General features: G+C 51.0%; 14 protein-coding genes. 5 read left to right on the forward strand and 9 right to left on the reverse strand.

All coding sequences use genetic code 11. From position 1 onward, the window contains the following. Positions 1-155 precede the first annotated feature (155 nt). A complete protein-coding gene (gene ybaK / locus JOD55_RS00435) occupies positions 156-680 on the forward strand; it encodes a Cys-tRNA(Pro) deacylase (protein WP_338022166.1) in 525 nt (174 codons plus the stop codon). On the opposite strand, the gene JOD55_RS08980 is transcribed toward ybaK, so the two are convergent. From JOD55_RS08980 to JOD55_RS00450, 3 genes are all read right to left on the reverse strand, one after another. Beyond that, positions 661-1722, reverse strand: a complete 1062-nt coding sequence (locus JOD55_RS08980) for a glutamyl-Q tRNA(Asp) synthetase (RefSeq protein WP_239538919.1) — start codon at positions 1720-1722, stop codon at positions 661-663. The genes ybaK and JOD55_RS08980 overlap by 20 nt on opposite strands. After that, entirely contained in the window at positions 1722-2201 is a 480-nt protein-coding gene (locus tag JOD55_RS00445; RefSeq protein WP_204397603.1) for a GNAT family N-acetyltransferase, read from the reverse strand. Before JOD55_RS00445 ends, JOD55_RS08980 begins: the two co-directional genes overlap by 1 nt. A 108-nt stretch (positions 2202-2309) precedes the next feature. Then, positions 2310-5960 carry a MucBP domain-containing protein gene (locus tag JOD55_RS00450; RefSeq protein ID WP_204397605.1) on the reverse strand — a complete coding sequence of 1217 codons (3651 nt, stop codon included), beginning with the start codon at positions 5958-5960 and terminating at the stop codon, positions 2310-2312. Between the two features lie 225 nt (positions 5961-6185). On the opposite strand from JOD55_RS00450, the gene JOD55_RS00455 reads away from it, so the two are divergent. Next, a complete protein-coding gene (locus tag JOD55_RS00455; RefSeq protein WP_239538920.1) occupies positions 6186-7658 on the forward strand; it encodes a catalase in 1473 nt (490 codons plus the stop codon). A gap of 143 nt (positions 7659-7801) precedes the next feature. Here the strand turns inward: JOD55_RS00455 and JOD55_RS00460 are convergent, their stop codons facing one another. Then, the gene (locus JOD55_RS00460) at positions 7802-10942 is read right to left on the reverse strand and encodes an ExeM/NucH family extracellular endonuclease (protein WP_204397607.1); all 3141 of its coding nucleotides are present in this window, start codon (positions 10940-10942) and stop codon (positions 7802-7804) included. A 211-nt stretch (positions 10943-11153) separates the two neighbouring features. On the opposite strand from JOD55_RS00460, the gene purT reads away from it, so the two are divergent. Both purT and JOD55_RS00470 read left to right on the forward strand, forming a co-directional pair. Next, a complete protein-coding gene (purT, locus tag JOD55_RS00465) occupies positions 11154-12377 on the forward strand; it encodes a formate-dependent phosphoribosylglycinamide formyltransferase (protein ID WP_204397609.1) in 1224 nt (407 codons plus the stop codon). A 100-nt stretch (positions 12378-12477) separates the two neighbouring features. Next, complete coding sequence (locus JOD55_RS00470; RefSeq protein ID WP_204397611.1) at positions 12478-13248, forward strand: carbohydrate kinase family protein; 771 nt, start codon at positions 12478-12480, stop codon at positions 13246-13248. A 64-nt stretch (positions 13249-13312) separates the two neighbouring features. On the opposite strand, the gene JOD55_RS00475 is transcribed toward JOD55_RS00470, so the two are convergent. From JOD55_RS00475 to dnaK, 5 genes are all read right to left on the reverse strand, one after another. After that, complete coding sequence (locus JOD55_RS00475; protein ID WP_204397613.1) at positions 13313-13939, reverse strand: NUDIX hydrolase; 627 nt, start codon at positions 13937-13939, stop codon at positions 13313-13315. 65 nt (positions 13940-14004) lie between these two features. Continuing rightward, positions 14005-14520 carry a heat shock protein transcriptional repressor HspR gene (locus tag JOD55_RS00480; protein WP_204397615.1) on the reverse strand — a complete coding sequence of 172 codons (516 nt, stop codon included), beginning with the start codon at positions 14518-14520 and terminating at the stop codon, positions 14005-14007. A 77-nt stretch (positions 14521-14597) separates the two neighbouring features. Next, on the reverse strand, positions 14598-15605 hold the full coding sequence (locus JOD55_RS00485; protein WP_204397624.1) for a DnaJ C-terminal domain-containing protein: 1008 nt from the start codon (positions 15603-15605) through the stop codon (positions 14598-14600). A 14-nt stretch (positions 15606-15619) separates the two neighbouring features. Further along, entirely contained in the window at positions 15620-16246 is a 627-nt protein-coding gene (locus tag JOD55_RS00490; protein WP_204397626.1) for a nucleotide exchange factor GrpE, read from the reverse strand. A gap of 234 nt (positions 16247-16480) precedes the next feature. Beyond that, positions 16481-18379 (reverse strand): molecular chaperone DnaK, encoded by a 1899-nt coding sequence (gene dnaK, locus JOD55_RS00495; RefSeq protein ID WP_204397636.1) that lies wholly within the window; start codon positions 18377-18379, stop codon positions 16481-16483. A 519-nt stretch (positions 18380-18898) separates the two neighbouring features. Here dnaK and JOD55_RS00500 point away from each other — a divergent pair. Beyond that, positions 18899-21493: a DMSO/selenate family reductase complex A subunit gene (locus JOD55_RS00500; RefSeq protein ID WP_204397638.1), complete on the forward strand. Its 2595-nt coding sequence runs from the start codon at positions 18899-18901 to the stop codon at positions 21491-21493. Position 21494: the final 1 nt, after the last annotated feature.

The following is a 21494-nucleotide window of genomic DNA, read 5'->3' on the forward strand; positions in this document are numbered from 1 at the left end:
CCGTTGCTATGAAGTTCTCCATGCAGCCAACGTGACCGAACACTACACACAACACTCAACACAACACTCAACATGTGTAGTGTTATGTGCAGTGTTGTGTGTAGTGTTGCATGTTCATGTGCAGTGTTCGAGAAACAAAAGAAAGGTGGCGGCACGTGGCCAAAAAGTCCAACCCAGTAGGAACTCCCGCACTTCGAGCACTCAACAGCGCAGGCGTGAAGTATGAACTTTTCGAATACGAACACTCAGCCACGATGGAACATGGATATGCGCTCGACACATCCGCAGTGCTCGGCATTGAGCCCGCGCGTATTTTCAAAACCTTGCTTACCGAATGTGACGGGCGTGCCGTCGTCGCCGTTGTGCCGGCGTCGTCACAACTTAGCTTGAAAGCCTTGGCAAAAGCCGCCGGAGCAAAAAACGCGGCGATGATGAACCCCGCTCAAGCCGAAAAGATTACCGGTTACGTGACCGGCGGGATTTCTCCCCTTGGCCAGCGCAAACTCTACCCAACTTTCATCGACGAATCAGCGCTCATCCACGAAAGAATCCTCGTTTCCGGCGGGAAAAGAAACTTATCAGTGGCACTGCGAGCACAGGATTTGGCATCGCTCACCAACGCACAATTTTTCGCCATTGCGGCCGACACCAGCAGCAACACTAAACATTCGGCTCAGTAAAAACCCACGGCTCTTTGTTCATGTGCTCTGGCTGGAAGACCTCGAGAAACTCTTGTGCAGAGCCTACTGCTGGGAATCCCAGCGACTCAGCGAACATGCCCACTAACTGCGACGTCGATATGCCCAGTTCGTGAAGTTGTGGCAGCGTAACCGCACCGTCGCGCTTCGAGAGACGAACGGCGTCGTGATTCACGACGAGCGGCACGTGCGCGTACTGCGGAGGTTCGAATCCAAGCAATTTCTGCAGGTAAATTTGGCGAGGCGTGGACGAAAGCAGGTCATTTCCACGCACGATCTGTGTCACCTGCGGCGTTAACAAGGCTCTTGCATCTGGACGCTTCTCGTTGCCGCTACCACTCCTATCTCCAACTCCCTCGCCAGCATTGCCATTACCAGCGGAAACACTAGCTATTAACGGGCTCGGATCGGTACTCTGACCCAAGATATCGTCCACAACCGCCACGAAGTTATAGGAGTATGTTCCATCGCCACGCCGCAAAACGATGTCGTCAGAATGCCCGCTGTGTCTGCCGTAGTTTTCGTCTGTGAAAGCCACGCTCACCGCCTCGGAGCGCAGGCGAATCGCCGGAGCGCGGCCGGTGAGAGAACGTCGTTCGGCTCGTTGCTGCACGCTCAGATCACGACACGTTCCCGGATAAAATCCCAGTTCATGGTGAGGAGCGCTGGCGGCTTCGGCTAGGTCCTTGCGCGAGCAGTAACATTCAAAAGTTAAGTTTTGGGCGCTCAGTGCATCAGTAATCGACGCATAAATCGAGACGCGATCAGACTGCCGGATTGGCACACCATCCCAATCAATGCCCAATTCTGATAAATCGCGTAACTGCGCAGCCTCAAATTCCGGGCGTGAACGGCCGTCTAGATCTTCAATGCGCAGCAGAAATCCACGCTGCGAGCTGCGAGCATACGTCCACGCCAAGAGCGCCGTGCGCAGGTTTCCCACGTGTAAAATTCCCGAGGGCGAAGGTGCATATCTTCCGTCGCCGAGCATACTTACCCCATCTAACAAAGTACCGTTAGTCATCAGCGAATGAGCTCTATCAACTGCGGACAATGAGAATTGGAGGTAGTTTCACCTGTCCGTTGGAACCCGTGAGACGAAAGAATTTCTAAGACTACCGGCGAAGTTTTCTGCGGCACCGTGAATAAGGCAGGCATATCACCAAGAGCCACTTCCAGAAGGCGCATGGTCGCCACAATAACCTCGCTCGAGTCAAGATTATTATCGGTCAAGAACCAGTCAGCGCCAACTAGTCGTGGCTGATTTGGGCCGAGTGCCCGCGCCACAATGAATCCAACAATATGCACGACGCCGATCGCATCATTATCCGCCATCGCGCCGTCATCTTCTGCGAGCGCAACCCAATACGCAGAGGAATCTGGTAGCGCAAAGGAGAATTCTAGCTTATGCGCATCGAACGTAACATCGTACGGGCGTGCGAGCTGAACAATTTCCTCAGCGTCCATTGGTTGAGCGGGGCGTATCTTGATTGATCTGGTCATAAATGCCATTATGCCCGTGGGGGGAGTCACCAACAAAGCGGTGACACCCCCACGGAACGTAGCTACAACTCCTATATCGAATTGTCTAATCCTTCTTTGGTAAGAAACTCAAAGTTCGCGACGGCGAGATTTACTTAGCAGTCCTACAAACCCAGCAAAGAGGAGAGCAAGAGTGACGCCGAGCGCCGCACCTAAAGTTCCACCAGTCTTAGCCAAGGGTAACTCAGAATCAGCGAGAACTGGCGATGGAGCCTCATTGTTACCAGGAGGAATTTGTATATCGACTGGAAGTGGCACCAGATCATACACGTATGTGACTACGGTACTTCCTTGAATAACTACCCCTATTTCATTGTCAACTGGGGATGATGACAGCACATAGTCACGTCCGTTAAAAGAAATCTCCTGAACTTTATGATCTGTAACATCATAAGGAGTCCCAGCGATAGTCCCACCTGCGGTGTCCGTAACAGAAGGTGCAATCTCGTTTCCTTCTGCATCGACATATTTAACGGTTACAGAACCCGACGGGAGCTCTCGAATGACAGCATCGATGCGCACGGTTTCACTCTTGTCCACCTCAAGCGGGGTGCTTCCTCCGCTAGTTCCCTGTGAAACCACGGTGATATTGTCCCAAACATATCCTGCTGGCAAGCCATTCATATCCGGCTGGAAAGCACAGGTGTCTTGAGTCCAAATCGGCGTTGTCCACATCGACGTGGTTTCCGAACCCTTGGCTGCAGGAATTGACCAAGCAAAATCTCCCTGCGCCACGCAGTGAACCTTGCCAGTCAAAGTTAAATCTACTGGCGGGCCTGCTGTAACGGTTCCGTATTGGTCAATAGTCTTCACCACATAGGAAGCAGAGAAATTAACTTGGACATTGTCAATCCCGTAAGTTACCGACGCAGTATTGGAATCAGCATTGATTTCTTTTGCATATGCGAATATGCCATTTGAATTTGCAGTCAAACTAGCCGCGGCCGAAACAGCTTTCACAACTCCCGTATTTCCATGAATTCGGATCTTGTAAGGCTCGGCATTGATATTCCCAAATGATGCTCTAACCTGATTAGTTATCGCATCGTAGGTGAACGTAGGGCACACCCCGCCGGCGTTTGGAACACATTCAATCTTATCTACGCCATCGAAAACAAAGTTCTGAGCAGATGGCAACTGGAATACTGCATCTGCACTAATCGCTAAACCTTTTCCATTAACGATCGTTCCTTCTAACACAACCGGCGCGTTTGCTGGAAGTGAGTTAGGCGCTGGTGTTCCGTCTGCGTTGAGAATACCCAAAGTGGACACCAAATCGAAGTTTATATTTTGAAACTGCGCGGTCCCTTGAGCACTTTGCGCCATCGAATCAGCGTTAGCAGTAGAAGATATCACAAAATCCGTGAGAGATTGAGTCGAATTTGGTTGCCATGTAAACCCAAAAGTGAATGACAAAGAAGAACCTGCTGGCATATCTGGAACAGGAAGACCACCAGAATTTTCCAGACTTTGAATAATCCGGTACTGACCCAGAGGTATTCCGTCCGCAGGGAGCGATAGTTGGGATACATCCGGGCAGGTAGCACCACCTTTTGCCTGGCAGGTGATTGGACCACGCCACGACGCGACGTCAAACCAATCAAGTACTACTGCGTCAAGTGTCGGATTCGTCGCTGTAAGATTCGAGGTGTTGGTATAGGTAATTGTAGAAGTTAAGTCGGTGCCGTAGCCCAGTATAGAGTTTGGATTCAATACCACGCTTGGATCTTTTGCCATGGCTAAGGTTGTATCAATCGCGTATGTAACGCAGGCTCCCGCATCCAATTTAGCCGCATTCGGATACCACACGGATAGTGGCTGGAATGCGTCCGCACTAAAAGTAAAAGTTGGGTTGTTCAGCTTAAGATCTTGAATATTACACAACTTCGAACTGGGATTGAGCTGGAACGTCACTTTAATCGAAGAGCCAGCTGGCATTTGACCGATTTCTACAGGTTGATCACTCGGTATAGGCAACCAGTTCGAATTAACTTGAGTAGTTGGATTCGATGGCCATACCGTCGGGCAGTTGGCTCCGCCAGTAGCAACGCAGACAGGCTCAGCTCCCGTGGAGCCATCAACACCAATTGCCCAATTCCAAAGATCTCGATACTTGCTTCCCAACAATACGTTATTAGCGGTAACGCCAGAATTATTTGTAAGCGTCACGGTATAGAGAACATTTTCACCTTCTTTGATCACTTGGCCTGCAACGATTGGCGTGCTTGGATCGCTTACCAACGCAGCAGAGACGCTCATATCAATAATCCCACACGTTTGCGCTTGCACGTTACGCGGCGTTTTCACCGGCTGTTGCAACCTGTATCCATTACCTGATACATAGGATTGGATTGTCCAATTGTTTGCAGTTCCGCAGCCTAAGTTGGGAGTGACTGTATATGTGAATGTAAGAGTAGAGCCAGCGGGCATATCCACTGGAACACCATCTGTGTAATATACGTAACCAAGAACTCCTACTTGATTCGTTCCATTAGATGCCACTGGCGGAACATTTGGGCACGTAGCACCGCCAGTAGATGCACAGTTCAGATTCGTCACGGTATTAGTTGCCGGATCACCAACATATATAGCTTGGTTGGGTATAATACTGGTCGCATCAACTCCTGAATTATTCGTCAAAGTCCAAGTAACAACGTAAGGTTGTCCAGCTTGTAGCGCCGTTCCATCCGCCAGCGCAGACGTCGGATTGGAAGCAGGAGCGATTGTGGTCACACCATTAATATAAAGACAAGGCTTGTTCAACTGGGCATTTTTCCAGTAATTATTTGTCACGTACCCATCGGCAGTAACCGTCCCTCGTAAACCGACAGCAATATTGCCTAAGTCACAATACTCAGTTTTATTATGAGAGGTAAACGTCAAGGTAATTGACGATCTTGGCGTCAGTTTAGGAATTGTAAACGTCGCATCGCCATAAGAAAATGTCGATATCGTTACGGGAGGACAGACTGCCGAACCGCCGGCAATGCAGCTATAATTCTGATCAAAAGTTGCAGTAGCATATGACGGTTCTAAAGTGAAACGACCTTTAACATTCACTGCATCAAATTGTCCATTATTAGCAATGGTTACAGTCCATACAGTGCTGTCCATCCATGGAGCACTCCCAGTGGTAGTCACTGAATCTATGAACGTCGTTGCGGGGTCTGTCGTCTTTGCCGCGGTACCAATAACGCTGATATTGCCGGTAGGAATTGCCGTGTTTACGGTAGAAGTATTGGTATTAGTATCTGGATCCGTCATACCTGCCGGTACCGTAATAGTTGCCGTCATTGAAGCTGAAGATGCCGTGGGAAGGGTGTCTGAGAAAGTAAAATCAATTTTACCGTTGGTGGGCAAACTACCAATAGTGCCGGTAATCAGAGAATTTGCCGCGTCCAAAGTCCAATCGCTTGGACAAGTAGCACCACCACTAGCGACACAGTCGGTCGGAATTTTGGCGTTCGTTCCTCCTGGGAACTGAAGCTTTACAACGGCACCATCTGCAGGTGAGGACGGTCCACTAGGATTACCTACTGCCGTAACAGAAACACTATAGGTGGCAGTGTTCTGTGCCACCGATTGAGCTGGTCCTGACGCGGTAATTCGGAGATCATTAATGCCACTTGCGGCAAAAGCAGAAGAATCAATTCCGATAAATGTTCCAAAGACCAGCAAGAAAATTATTGGAACACTAATAATCCTACGAACCGTTGCCATATTTTCTCCTTTAAATACAAAGATCGCCACCAGCATACAGTTAAGAGATTAAATTTTTTGGATAATTTGATAGATATGAAGGTTATACGCGTCACTGCTTTTCTGAATATTTTCTAATTCAGCTCTCACCTAAATCCCTCCCCTACCTCAACCAAATTCGATAATTTGAAAATGATCCAAAAACGTTAGAAAGGTTATTCGAACGTTGACTAATGAGGAGGAAAAATGACAAAGAACAGCAACAACATCGGTAGCTCAACCGGTTCCCAGATGTACAACGGCGCCCCAGCAGAATCTGATAGAAATTCGCTTACTTTAGGCGATCTGGGACCACTCCTTCTTCATGACGTTCATCTTGTGGATAACCTCGCGCACTTCAACCGCGAATCCGTTCCTGAACGCCGCCCACACGCCAAAGGATCGGGAGCGTTCGGCGTCTTCCGTGTTACCCACGACGTTTCGCATTACACCAAGGCGGATCTCTTCCAGCCCGGTCGTGAGACGCGCATGCTCGCTCGATTTTCAACTGTTGCAGGTGAACTCGGATCACCAGACACCTGGCGCGACGTTCGAGGATTTGCTCTGCGGTTCTACACCAATGAAGGCAATTTTGACATTGTAGGTAACAATACGCCTGTATTCTTTGTTCGTGACCCAATGAAGTTCCCGCACTTCATTCATTCACAAAAGCGCACTGCAGACTCTGGTCTACGGTCTGAGGACATGCAGTGGGATTTTTGGACTAACAATCCTGAATCCGCACATCAGGTCACTTATCTTATGGGGCCGCGCGGTTTGCCACGGTCTTGGCGTCACATGAACGGATACGGTTCACACACCTACATGTGGATCAACGCAAGCGGAGAAAGATTCTGGGTCAAGTATCATTTCCACACCCAACAAGGAGTCGAAAATCTGTCGAACGCCGAGGCACAAGAGCTTGCTGGTGTCGACGCAGACTTCCATCGACGCGACCTCTTCGAGGCGATCGCCGAAGGGAACTTCCCGAAATGGCGATTCTCAGTCCAGATCATGCCTTATGAGGAAGCAAAAACCTACCACATCAACCCATTCGATTTGACGAAGACGTGGTCGCACCATGACTACCCGCTGATTGACGTGGGTGAATTCGAACTCAACGAGAATCCGGAAAATTATCACGCACAGATCGAACAAGCAGCATTCGCCCCTTCGAACTTCGTGCCTGGAACCGGTTTCTCGCCCGACAAGATGCTACTCGGACGCGTCTTCGCTTATGCGGATGCCCAGCGTTACCGCATCGGGCCGAACTACGATCAGCTCCCCATTAACCAACCAAAGAACGCCGCTGTCCTCACCTATAAGCAGGACGGACCAATGGCGTATCACCACAACGGTTCAGATCCTACTTACGCTCCTAATTCCTACGGAAAACCTTATTCGGACTTCGAAGGGACTGTGGAAAACTCATGGGAGGCCGACGGCGAGATGATCCGTGCTGCCTACACGCTACGTGAGGACGACGACGATTTCACACAAGCCGGAACCCTTGTACGCGAAGTCTACACCCCCGAAGAGGTCACTGATCTGGTTGAAACTGTTGCCGACATGTTGGTCAAAGCGTCGAGTGTAGTTCGTGAGCGTGCATTTACTTACTGGAAGAACATCGACGCCGCCACCGGTCAAAAAATTGAAGACGCCGTTCACGCGCGTGTATAACGAACACGCACGTACCAAAAGGTATTAGTAGGTCTATCACTAGGTCGCGCATAAATAACGGTGGCTTTGTTAACTGAGTTAGGGGAGCACTTCCTTTGAAGTGCTCCCCTAACAATTAGCGATCGCTGAAATCACCTACACTGTTACTTCTTTCTTCTGGCAAATCCGATTCCGCTCACAAGGCTTGCACCAACGAGCGCCAGCACAATGCCACTAAGTGCAATCGTCAAATTGTCGGAACCTGTGGTGGCAAGTCGATTGCCATCCCCGCTCATTGAACCTCCAACACCGGCAGTTCCGGTAGCACTAGCGTCAGCTCCACCAGCTCCTGCGGCAGTCGCTGGTTCAACGAGTACCTGCATCGCAGCTACCGACGAATCCACTTCGGAATAGGCAACCACATAGTGCAGACCTGGCTCAGCGACAGCAGGAACAGCAAAGTCAAATGCGATTTCTCCAGTTGCCGTCGTCGTTGATTCACCGATGAGCTTTGCATCCGTGTAGAAGTAGAACTTCACGGGTGAATTTGGAGTGAAACCGCAGAAATGGGTTGCAACCCCATTGTTCTTCTTCGCTTTCTTCATCCCAAATTTATTGTTTGGATGTTTCTTACCCCAGTCCTCAATTGCTTTGGTATTCGGGAACACTTTAGATACGTGCCCCATTGGCTTCACACATTGGGTTGCGTCGTCGGCATTTGGAACATCTGCTACCTTCCCAAGCTTGAGAGCAAACTTGATCGGATCATGATCGGAAGACCGGTATGGCGTAGTATCAAACAGATCGTTGACCTTGACGTTCATGTTGTAGTTTGAGTACTCAAAAGCCGCTGGCTCCATTGCATTGACGTTCCAAACATCAGCTCCTACCAGCATCTTTTCCCCAGCCGGGTTGGCGAAACCGTGGTCGAGTGAGCCAATAATACCACTGAACTGATACGAGTGGTTCTTGACGTTGTATTTCTTTGCAATGCTTACATATCCCTTGTTCTCAATGGTGCGAAGTGGATCTTCTTCCGTGTAGGAGTTCATATCACCCAAGATAAACACTGGTTTTTGCGCGAAGTTTTGCTCGACCCATGCAAGCATCGCCTTAGCTTGCTCCACCCGAAGCAGGTTGTTCTTTCCTTGTCCCTTATCGACATCGTTAGGAATCTTAGTTGCCTGCGATCCCTTTGACTTCAGGTGATTAACAACCGTCACGAAGGTCTGCCCGAATCCTTCACCACGAGCATTTACACCTTGCCATTCTTGAGCCAAAGGCTCGCGAGCAAAGCCACTGATGAATTCATTTCCAATGAGGATCTTTGATTCTCCCACTGGCTTCACGTTTTTGCTCTGGTAAATATAGGCAAGTCGAATAACGTCTTCGGACTGAGGTACTGCCGACGGCGACGCTACCCGCGTCCATTTATCGTAACCAGCAGCCTTGTTGAGTTCTCGAACTAAGTTGTCCAAGGCGGTGTCACGTGGTTTTCCATATTTCGCCGAGTTCTCGATTTCCTCAAGTCCGATGATCGTTGAATCAAGAGCATTAATCGCCGCCACGATCTTCGTCTGCTGACGCTTCATCGCAGCCTCAGTGTAGGCGCCTCGTACGCTACATTTATTCGCGGTAATAGGTTCGCCCTTACGATCAGGCCAGCCTTGGCACTTGGCTTCCTGCGCACCCAACGACACAAAATAATTCAAAACATTGAATGACGATACCGTTACGTCTCCACCAAAGTTTCCAGGAGCCGCAGGACGCTTATTGTTGCTGATTGTAATCCAATCCTTAGAATTGTCCACATACGAGTTTGGATCATCAGCACCCATCACGTTCACAGGTTCCGTTGGCTGGTAATTCCACTGATACCGGAAATCCAAAATCATTGGTTTCTTAAAAGTCACGTGAGCACCAACTCGAAGTGGATCCTTGACGTTGAGGTATGGAACCGGCACCAAATCATTCTTGTATTTGCTGCCAAAATACGACCAGCTAGATCCGTCGTCCAACGTTATTTTTCGCTTCGCATTCGCCTCGCTCATTGCTTTGAAGCCAATAGGATTTTCGCTCGGATTGAACATCTCGGTAGGTTGGATCAACGGCTCGGCACCAATCGCCAAACCCACTTGTCCATACTTGTTAGTGTCGTAGTTGTTGGTAACGGTATGAGTTCCAGTTACGGCGATCAACATGCCTTCAAGCGCCTCACGATCTGCTTCCTCAGTAGGCGCAGCATCGATGACTACCGGAACTGGATCCACAACCTCTGCAGTTTTCTCGAGTTTTTCCCAGCTCATAGCCTTTAATTGCGTGAGACTATAATATTCGTTCACCTCACCAACCACAGAAATGTAATCTCCAATTTTCACACTTTGGGCGAGAGTTTTGCTGTATACAAACAGACCGTCCGAAACGCCGTCGTCATTCTTGCCGCCAGTACCAGGCGTTTGGATATATATTCCGTCGAACCCTCCGGTAGGGTAGACTCCGGTAACAATACCTTGCGTCTTGACTTTCTGCCCTTGTAACGGACTTTGGCTTCCCGCACCCTGCACTTGGGCAATCGTGACTTCTTGAATATCAACAGGCAAGTTCGTAGAATCGGTATTTCCCGAACTAGGATCTTTTGGTTCATTGTTTCCCGATGCGCCAGTAGCATCGCCGCCACTGTACTGCGGAGTTGCTGATTTAACCGAAAAATCTACCGAGTTGTCGTTTGTGTCAATGCCACCATCGGCACGTTGATAGGAAGTTCCTCCAGCAGTTTGTGCCTTGTGTGCCTTCCCCTCAAAGGATTTCGTAGCTCCCCAACCGAAAGTATCGATTACGCCGGTGTTTGCACTCTGGTCTCCGTCAAATAACGTTTGTGCTTGCGTCCCCTGTGCAAGCACAATTGTCGCTGCACTTGCTGAAGCGTTGAGAGTAGTTTCCTGATCTGCTTTCAAAGGAGATTCAGTGCCAGAATTCCCTGCTTTTCCAACAAGAAGGAAATATCCTTTTGGAGCAATCTTGCCGTGTAAAGCGAAGGAATTACTACTGCTGAGCTTGTCTTTAGTGAAGTATTGAATCGACATTCCATCAAGCGAAATATCCTTATCTGTTGGATTGTATAGTTCAACGTAATCACGGAATCTAGCATCACTACTACCACCACGCACGTAAACTTCACTGATCACAATTGATGCCCCTGTAGAGTATGACCCTACTGGCGCGGCCTCTGAAATGCTTGTTCCGAATGGGACAACTAAACCTGCAGCGACAGTTAGCCCCGCAAGTTGCATTAGCTTCTTACGCATATTTTCCCCTTTAATGCGTCCGTATGGGAATCGTGACTGTGCATCATCGCACGTTATAAGGCTATATTCACACTGATGAAAATTAAAGCGATTACTGAAAATCTTAAAGAAATATTTCCGATCCGTTGGTCCAAAATTTTCTATGTGAGACAAAACCGTAACAATATTCGGACACAACACACGCTCTGCCTGTCAAAAGTAAAATATAAGTATGACTTCTCATGCAGCACACTTCCCGCTCACCTTACCTATCCGTATCCTCCTCCTGGGAAGCGGAGAACTCGGCAAAGAACTCACCATTTCACTTCAGCGCCTTGGTTGCCACGTTATCGCCTGCGATACCTACCGAAACGCGCCTGCTATGAGCGTTGCTGCGCAATCCGCCGTCATCGATATGACTGACGCCGACGCCGTCACCACGCTTATCAACGAGACGCAACCAGACCTCATTGTTCCCGAAGTGGAAAAATTGGCCGTCGAGGCACTTACTCAGGCTGCTCAGGACGGGATTCGGGTAGCCCCCTCGGCCACAATCGTGCAACTCACTTTCGACCGCCAAGGTATTCGCACCCTTGCTACCAACAAAGCAAGCGTCCCTACCAGCACCTTCGCTTTCGCCGATTCGCTCGAGTCACTTCGCGAAGCAGCCAAGGCAATCGGTTTTCCATGCTTCGTCAAGCCGACGATGTCCTCCTCTGGTCACGGTCAATCTCGCGTCACAACAGCAGAAGAACTAGAAGCTGCATGGGATGAAGCGTGCGCGGGCGCCCGCGCCAACACTGGCCGAGTTATTGTAGAAGGCCAGATCGATTTCGACTACGAAATAACACTGCTCACCGTGCGCCACCTCGAAAACGGCAAAATCCAAACGAGTTTCTGCGCGCCAATTGGCCACCGCCAAGAAAACGGCGATTACGTAGAGTCGTGGCAACCACAGCCTATGAGTCCACTCGCGCTCGAGCGAGCGAAAGAAATCGCAGGCAGAGTTATTGATGCCCTAGCCGAAGAATCCCAACACGAAGACTATCCGGTTTTAGGAATCTTTGGCGTTGAGCTTTTCATTAAAGGCGACGACGTATTCTTCTCCGAGCTCTCACCTCGCCCACACGACACCGGTCTCGTAACTCTAGCTTCACAATCGCAAAGCGAATTTGATCTCCACGCTCGCGCGATACTTGGGCTACCAATCGATACAACGCTACTTAGCCCAGCGGCGTCGGCACCATTAAAAGCTCAGGCTGACGTTACAAACCCACGCTACCGAGGCATCGAAGCAGCCCTGGTAGACCCTTGCGCGCTCGTGCGAATTTTTGGCAAACCACACGCTCACCCCGGCCGTCGCATGGCCGTTGCCGCAGCTCGAGCACAGGATATTACATCTGCGCGTCGAGCTGCCCAAGCAGCAATAGCGGCAATTGAAATCGAATCGGCATAATTAACCGCGATAACTCGGATAACATAAGCGCTTATTTGCTGATACACTCGTTTTATTCTGATTGCTTTGGGAATATTACGCACAGCTAAATGGGGGTCTTATGAATTCATCATCAACACCACCAAAGCATCGCCTCTTGCCTATTTATCTGATTTCAACCGCGAACTCCCACGCGGCAGGCGAGGCTTTGCATACACTTCCCACACTTCCCGGCGCTCAAGACGCCAGCCGTGACGCCTTAAATACCAGTCATATTGAACGAAATTTGCATGCCTTAGGAATTGCTAGCACGCATATTGACGCAGAGGAACTCATCAATTCCGCCCAATTGGCTCCCGAGCAATTCACTCATGCACTCGTATTCGTAGCAGATATTGAAGCACTCACCCACCTGCACCAACACTTCCCTGCCTGGCATGATTTCGTCGATACCCAGCAGGTAAAAGTCGTACTCGCTGCGCACTCGGCTTCAGAACTTGAGCAAATCAGCGCAAGAGGCGAAAATGCTGATACTCATGGCATTATTGCTGGTATTTATGGCATCGTGGTATCCCAACGCGAAGCAATCAATGCCATCACAGCAGAAAAACTCAATTCTCTGCGCACTCACGCCAGGGCCAGCTCTCTGTGGTATCTCATCCACTCCTTTGGCTCCGGCGCCGCAGCTATCGAGCCTGATCACGACGTCGCACTCATCGGCACGTTCGAATGCAATATTGCAAACACTTGCGGCGTGGACGAAGCGTTTATTGCAGGAACACTCAACGGTCTAGCCCAAGGCTGGCAATTGACGAAAGTAGCTCGCTTTGGCAGCTATGTGGCCAGCGGTGTTGCTGAGCAGCCTGGAGATTTTCTCGATATTGGCGATTGATGCGGTTGCGCCCGCGTCATCGTGGTGAACAAACGCCATCATTGCCGAGCAGATTCCCTTCCGATCATTTTGGATTTAGGCCAGTCGTAGCTCCCAAAAAGCGCGGCGGAACCGGCACGAATCGCTCGCGATCCCAGGGTAGCTCCCACCCCGCTAACTTCAAAAGTGCATCTGTGATGTCGGCCGTCAAACCCCAAATAAACAGGTCACGCACCACAAAAGCGGGTCCGCTGTGCACTAATTCTTTGCCAGTTTTGGCCTGTTCATTTGCAAAATGCCAGGTACAGCGATTGGCAGGATCAGTTAGTTCGTCCACCGAGATGAGGTGAATCTGCTCCACCTCATCCTTATTCGGCCTGCAAGACGCTATATCCGCACGCCACCGGCCAAGCACTGGCACCACGTGAAAAAGATTGCCACGCAATATCGCTTCTGGGAGTCGGCCTTGAATACTCACTTGCTCCGGGTTGATTCCCACTTCTTCGAAGCACTCTCGCACAGCTGTTTCTTCTGCCGATTCCACACCATCACGCGAACCGCCAGGGAAAGAAATTTGCCCAGCTTGAAAACGCATACTCCGGGCACGCTCGGTAAACAAAATGCTCGTCTCGCCGTCCCCACTGGACAGCAAGACGAGCACCGCAGCTTGACGCGCAGTATTGGCAGTAGCGTGTGATTCTAAGCGATTCATCTTCTCACCCAGACTCTCCTCGTGCCGTGCCCTGCTTGGCAAGTAACTCTTATCACTCCGCGATGTTATAGCGATTCATCAGGCAAAACGATCATATTACGTGGATTCCAGATCACCACATCTTGATTTTCGCTACTAGTAGCTTGCCTGCGAAGCGCGCGGCGCAAAAGGTCCATACGCTCGGCCATCGTCACATCACCAGAAGCAGTAGCTGCAAAAACGCGCCGTTCGCGCCGATTTTGCCGCTCGAGTTCATCACGCATAAACTCGCCCAATTGCCGCACTCGCTCAAGTTGTTTCTCAAGACGAATCTGCTGCTCAGTTAAGCGCTCCACATCGGCTTGTAGCTTCAAAATGCGCGATATCCCAGACAGATTGATTCCCTCATCTTGAGATAAACGCTGAATTTCAATCAGTTTATCGACGTCGTTCAAAGAGTAGCGACGACCACCACCACGGGTTCGCCCAGCTACCACAAGCCCGAGCCGATCATACTGACGCACGGTTTGCGGGTGCATTCCAGCGAGCTCAGCAGCAACCGATACCGTCAATATTGGCGCACTGCGTGAAACCTTAGCCATCGCCCCTCCTCTCAGAACTTAATCTATCCCACTTCAATATAAATTCTATCGTTTCCGATTAGATTTACACTTCAGCCTTACACTTCAGCCATTTTTTGGAATTCGGCTCGGGGATCAGCACCCTCTGAAGCATCTCTAAACGCTTCAACGGCTGCACGCGTCTCGTCCGACATCTTCTTGGGCACAACTACTTTCAAGCGGACGTACATGTCGCCTGCCTCGCCTTTTGTGGGCTGCACTCCCCGACCACGCACTCGCAGCGTTTTGTCTGAAGAAGATCCCTCAGGCACTTTGACGTGTACAGTCTCTCCGTAAAGGGTTGGCACATCAACCGTTGCTCCCAAGGCCGCTTCATCAAAAGCCACCGGCACATTGACGTACACGTCTTTGCCACGCAGCTCATAGACGGGATGAGGTTCCACCGCGACTTTGATAAGAATATCGCCCGGTTCACCGCCGTTAATTCCTGGCTGACCTTTACCTTTAATACGGATTTTTTGTCCGTCAGTCACACCTGCGGGAATGCGTGCAGTCACTTTGCCCGACGGCGTCGTCACCGAAACCGTGGTGCCGCCGATTGCGTCACGCAACGGGATAGACGCACTGGTGGTAACGTCGTCGCCACGCTCGCGACGCCGCGATCCAAAGCCGCCAAAGCCACCGAAACCACTGTGTGAATCCGCTTTTGGTGCGCCAGCGCCAAACATCGAAGAAAGGATATCTTCAAAGCCCGGATTTGGAGTGCCACCTCCGGTGTTGAATCGAACATTCCCACCGCCGAACATCGAGGAGAAAACGTCCTCAAAGCCGCCGGCACCGCCAGCACCAGGTGAAAAACGCGCACCCCCACCAGACATCGTCCGAATCGCATCGTACTGCTGGCGGTCTTGCTCATTCGAAAGCACTTGAAAAGCTTCAGAAACTTCTTTGAACTTGTTCTCAGCTACTTTATCACCCGGATTTTGGTCGGGATGATACTTGCGCGCCAGTTTGCGGTACGCCTTTTTTATTTCGTCTTGTGACGCAGATTTTTCTACGCCCAAAGTGGCATAGAAGTCCTTGTGCATCCAATCTTGACTTGCCATTAAGCTTCACCCTCCTACTGTGGCGAAACGACTCCCACGCGTGCCGGGCGCAGAATTTTTTCACCTTGCCGATATCCAGGCTGAATCAAGTGGGCAACGTGTTCAGTTTCCGCATCTTCCGAGGTCTGATGCATGAGTGCTTCGTGCACTTCTGGATCGAATGCTTCTCCGACTTCGCCGAAACGTTTGAGTCCAAAATTGCGTTCGAGGGTTGCTTCGAGTTCTGAAACGACCGCGCCTGCCGGCCCTTCAAGATCGCCGTGCTGACGTGCCAAATCGGCATTATCAAGCACTCCCATGAGCGCTTCTAATACCTTTGACACTCCAAATGCTTGCTGGTTGACCGCATCTGCCTTAGCACGCTTGACGTACCCGCTGTATTCCTGCTGCAAGTTGTACAGATCAGCCTTGCGACGTGCTACTTCATCCTCAAGTTCGGTGATGCGAAGCAAAGCTTGGTCAAGTTCAGACAGTTCAACCTGCTGCGATTCTTCCTCGGCGGAGTTTTCCTCACCTGCAGATTCCCGCTCACATTCACAGCCCAAGTTTTCCTCGTTCACCTGCGCAGATTCACCAGCTTGCGCTTCAGTTAACGGAGTTTCCTCAGCTTCGCGGTTGTCGTGTAGATTTTCCTCAGTCATCGTGGCTCCTTACCTAAATCTATCTCGATCACGTTCTGGCCATTACCTGCGAGATCTCAATACCCGTGCGATTTCAACATCTATGAGATCCCAATCTGGCTTTTCCTGGTTCTTTTCCACTTGCGGCTGGTGGCGCACCGCCCATCGGCCGTGCGCCACCACAGCGTGAAGATTTGTGTTGAGCATGGAGCATCAGCACGGGGCTTCACTCAGCCACAATCGCGTTCAAGAAGCTCAGTTCTTGCCCTTTTGATCGTTTTCGTCCACGATTTCCGCATCTACGACGTCGTCTTCGCCAGCTTTCTTAGCAGCTTGAGCTGCGTCAGTCCAGCCTTCACTTCCTGGCGTCGCACCGCCTGCAGCCTGCTCAGCTTGAGCCTGAGCGTAAAGGGCTTCGCCGATCTTTTGCGACTTGGCATTCAGCTCTTCTTGTGCCTTTTTGATTGCCTCAAGATCGTCGCCTTCAAGAGCCTTGCGCAGTGCATCGTTTGCTTCTTTGACCTCAGTGGTTATCGCATCGTCAAGCTTGTCTGCATTGTCGGCAATGAGCTTGTCGATCGAGTAGACCTGCTGTTCGGCAGTGTTGCGCACCTCGGCGTCTTCTTTGCGCTTAGCATCTTCAGCAGCGTGTTCTTCTGCTTCCTTAACCATGCGCTCGATGTCTTCTTTCGAGAGAGCCGAACCACCAGTGATGGTCACAGACTGCTCCTTGCCAGTACCGCGGTCCTTTGCAGCTACGTGCACGATACCGTTGGCATCGATATCGAACGTGACCTCAATCTGTGGCATGCCACGAGGAGCTGGAGCAATACCCGAAAGTTCAAAAGTGCCGAGCAACTTGTTATCGCGAGCAAAGGAACGCTCACCCTGGTAAACCTGAATGAGAACGCTTGGCTGGTTGTCCTCAGCGGTAGAGAACACCTCCGAGCGCTTCGTCGGGATAGCAGTGTTGCGCTCGATGAGCTTAGTCATCACTCCACCCTTGGTTTCGATTCCAAGTGAGAGTGGGGTGACGTCAATAAGCAGCACGTCGGTGCGATCGCCGGAGATAACACCTGCTTGCAAAGCTGCACCAACAGCAACTACTTCGTCTGGGTTGACGCCCTTGTTCGGCTCACGTCCACCAGTGAGTTCCTTAACAACTTCAGTAACGGCTGGCATACGGGTCGAACCGCCAACGAGTACGACGTGATCGATTTCGGAAAGCTTGATACCGGCGTCGTCGATAACCTTCTGGAATGGAATCTTGGTGCGCTCGAGGAGATCCTTCGTCATTTCCTCGAACTTTGCACGCGTGAGCTTCTCATCCAAGTGGATTGGACCGTTTTCGGACATCGACAGGTACTGTAGCGTGATATTCGTGGAGGTTGCCGAGGAGAGCTCTTTCTTTGCCTGCTCAGCGGCTTCCTTCAAACGCTGGAGTGCAATCTTGTCTTTCGAAAGGTCTGCACCGTAGTTGTTCTTGACCTGCTCAACAAGCCAGTTAACGATGCGCTGATCCCAGTCATCGCCACCGAGTTCGTTGTCGCCCGAGGTGGCGCGCACCTGGATGGTGGAGAAATCGTCGTCGGCATCCTTGCTCACTTCGAGCAGGGAGACGTCAAACGTGCCGCCACCGAGATCAAAGACGAGAATGAGTTCGTCTTCCTTGCCCTTTTCAAGGCCGTAAGCAAGCGCCGCGGCCGTCGGCTCGTTAACGATGCGCTGAACGTTCAAACCAGCAATCTGTCCAGCATCTTTAGTTGCCTGACGCTGAGCGTCGTTGAAGTATGCCGGCACAGTGATCACTGCATCGGTAACGGGCTCACCCAAGTATGCCTCAGCGTCTTTCTTGAGCTTCTGAAGAATAAAAGCTGAGATCTGCTGAGCATTGTAGGATTTATCGTCGATATCGAGTTTCCAGGAGTTATCTCCCATGTGACGCTTTACCGAGGAGATAGTGCGATCCACATTGGTGACCGCTTGACGCTTTGCGATTTCTCCCACGAGCACTTCGCCCGTTTTGGAGAAGCCGACGACGGATGGGGTGGTGCGTGCGCCTTCAGCGTTTGCAATAACGGTTGGCTCGCCACCTTCAAGAACGGTAACAACCGAGTTGGTTGTTCCAAGGTCAATGCCTACTGCACGTGCCATTGTTGTTGTCTCCTTTTATATGTGAACCCCTCGTAATATGAGGTGTTCGAAAGTTCTGTTTGTTGATACTTCTCAAGTTTTGCACCCAATTGAAGTTGTGTCCAATAGACTTATCAATTCTTGAGTCTACTTCACTCAACTTTCATATGTGCAATATTATTCCCATACCCATCCAAGAATTTCATGAGATCTGCGTTACCACAGAAACCGCCAAGGAATTACCCAATCAGACCATTTACGCAAAATAACACTTATGAATTCCTGACCTGCGAAAACATACAAAATTTTCACCAATCTAGGACTTTCGGGACCCTTTTCCTAAACGACAGGTGTCGCTTAATTTAAGCTTTAAGCAAGAGCCGCACTGTGCCCTCTTGCCTCACCTGCACAAATATCGACTGTAGGCACCAGGCAAGATCAGCCCACAAAGCACTCAAAGCTAAAAATCAATCCTTTTACGAGAAATCACGAATCGGACTTAGGACTCAATCCTGAGGACACAAGGAGAAGTAGGTAAACATGGATAACACCATTACCAGTGCCAAAACACAAGGCACCCCTACCACGCAGCGTGGACCTTCTCGCCGTACCTTCCTCAAGTGGTCAGGTGTAGCAGCAGGTGCTGTTGGACTCGTGGCCACAACCACCAACCTTGGCATGCCCACCAAAGCTAATGCCGCTCCGGTTGAAGGAATGGAAGACGTCGATAAAACCGTATGGTCTGCCTGTACCGTTAACTGTGGCTCACGTTGCCCACTGCGCTTGCAGGTAAAAGATGGCACGGTTGTACGCGTTCTTCCAGATAACACTGGCGACGACACCCTCGGTAACCAGCAAGTTCGCGCTTGTGTGCGCGGCCGCTCGATGCGTCACCGCATCTACAACCCAGACCGTCTCAAGAAGCCGATGAAGCGCAAGCCTGGTACCAAGCGTGGCGAAGAAAAATGGGAAGAGATCTCCTGGGATCAAGCCCTCACTGAAATCGCCGATAAGATGAAGGAAATCAAATCCAAATACGGAAACGAAGCCTTCTACATTCAGTATGGAACCGGCGTCCTCGGCTCAATCATGGCCTGCTCCTGGCCACCAGAGGCCTCGCCAACCGCGCGCCTCCTCAAAGCTTTCGGTGGATACCTCGATCACTACTCGGATTACTCCACCACAAATATCACCCAGGCTTACCCATATTTTTATGGCAGCTGGGTTAGCTCGAATTCTTTCGACGACGCTCGCAACGCCAAACTTCAGGTCATGTTTGGCAATAACCCGCTCGAAACCCGTATGTCGGGCGGCGGCCACACGTTCGTCACCCAGGAAATCAAACGAAACGCTGGTGTACGCACCATCGTCGTTGATCCACGCTACTCCGAAACCTCGGTAGCTCTCGGTGACGATTGGGTAGCGTTGCGTCCAGGCACCGACGCCGCGCTCATCGCTGGCATGATCCACGTGATGCTCAAAGAAAACCTGCACGACCAAGCTTTCTTGGACAAGTACACGGTTGGTTTTGATGAGCACACCCTCCCAGCTGGAGCTAAACCTCATACCTCATACCGTTCCTACATTGATGGCACCGGTTACGACAAGGTAGAAAAAACGCCAGAATGGGCAGCGGACATCACCGGCGTTCCAGCCAACCGCATTCGCCAACTCGCTCGCGAAATCGCAACAGCAAAACCATGCGCTATCACCCAGGGCTGGGGACCACAGCGCCACGCGAATGGCGAAAACACTTCCCGCGCAATCTTCTTGCTTGCCTGCGTCACTGGAAATATCGGTATCAGCGGTGGCGGTACCGGAGCACGCGAAGCAGCAGCTGGTTTCGGCATTAAGCGCCCGTTCGTCTCTGGACTCAAGAACTCGTCCAAGAAGATCATCTCCTGCTTTAGCTGGCTTGACGCTGTGGATCACGGCCCGAAGATGGACACATTCAATGCAGGTGTTGGTGTGAAGCCAGAAGATGGCTCCCGCGAACTGAAAGTTCCGGTTGATGCGAATATGCAGCCGGAAAACACCAAGCTTGAAGTTCCTATCAAGGCAGTGTTCCAGTACGGCTCCAACTCCCTCGTCAATCAGACAGGAGACAACAACACCTCAGTTGAAATCCTCCAAGACGAGTCAAAGGCTGAGCTCATCGTCACCTGCGACATCATGTACACCGTTTCGGCTCGCTACTCGGATTACATTCTTCCAGGGACATCGACCGCCGAAGAATTTGATTACCACGGTGGCGAAAACGGCGGCCCCATGGCCTACGGAATCGTGTCCGAGCAGGCAATCGAACCGCTCTACGAGTGCAAGTCGATGTTTGACATCTGCACTGAACTCGCAGACAAGCTCGGCGTCAAAGACGTCTACACCGGCGGAAAGAGCCGTGAAGAATGGCTTCGAGCCACTATCGAAGCTTCCCGCGAGAAGACCCCGTCACTTCCTACTTACGATGAGTGGAAGAAGATGGGAATCTACCGCGAAAACAAAGGCTCAACCATCCCACTTAAGGATTTCCGAGCCGATCCGAGCGCGCATCCACTCGATACGCCGTCGGGCAAGATCGAAATCTACTCCCAGCGTTTGGCGAACCTCGCCGAGAAGTGGGAATACGGCGTCTTCCGCCCGAAGATGCGTGGCGAACACATCGCACCTATCCCAGAGTTCACCGACACGTGGGAAAGCGCACTCGAAGCACGCGAGAACAAGAAGTATCCGCTGCAGGTGATCGGTCACCACTTCAAGGGTCGCACCCATTCCAGCTACGGAAATGTGGACTGGCTCAAAGAGGCACACATCCAGACTGCATGGATCAACCCAATCGACGCTCGCGAGCGCGGCATCGAGAACGACGACGTCGTCTTCGTCTACAACGAACGCGGCACCGTGCAGCTCCAGGCCAAGGTGACCGAACGTATTGCACCAGGAGTTATGTCGATTCCACAAGGCGCTTGGTACAAGCCATTGCCAAGCTCGGAATTCGATCTTCCAGAGGGTGCGAATCCAAAGAAACCAGTCGATACCGCAGGCTCGGTAAATACGCTGACGTCCCTCCACCCGACGCCGCTCGCGCGCGGACTCGTCAGCCACACAGTATTGGCAAACGTTGCAAAGGCAGGTAAGTAAA

Source organism: Arcanobacterium pluranimalium (genome assembly GCF_016907845.1).
GTDB lineage: Bacteria > Actinomycetota > Actinomycetes > Actinomycetales > Actinomycetaceae > Arcanobacterium_A > Arcanobacterium_A pluranimalium.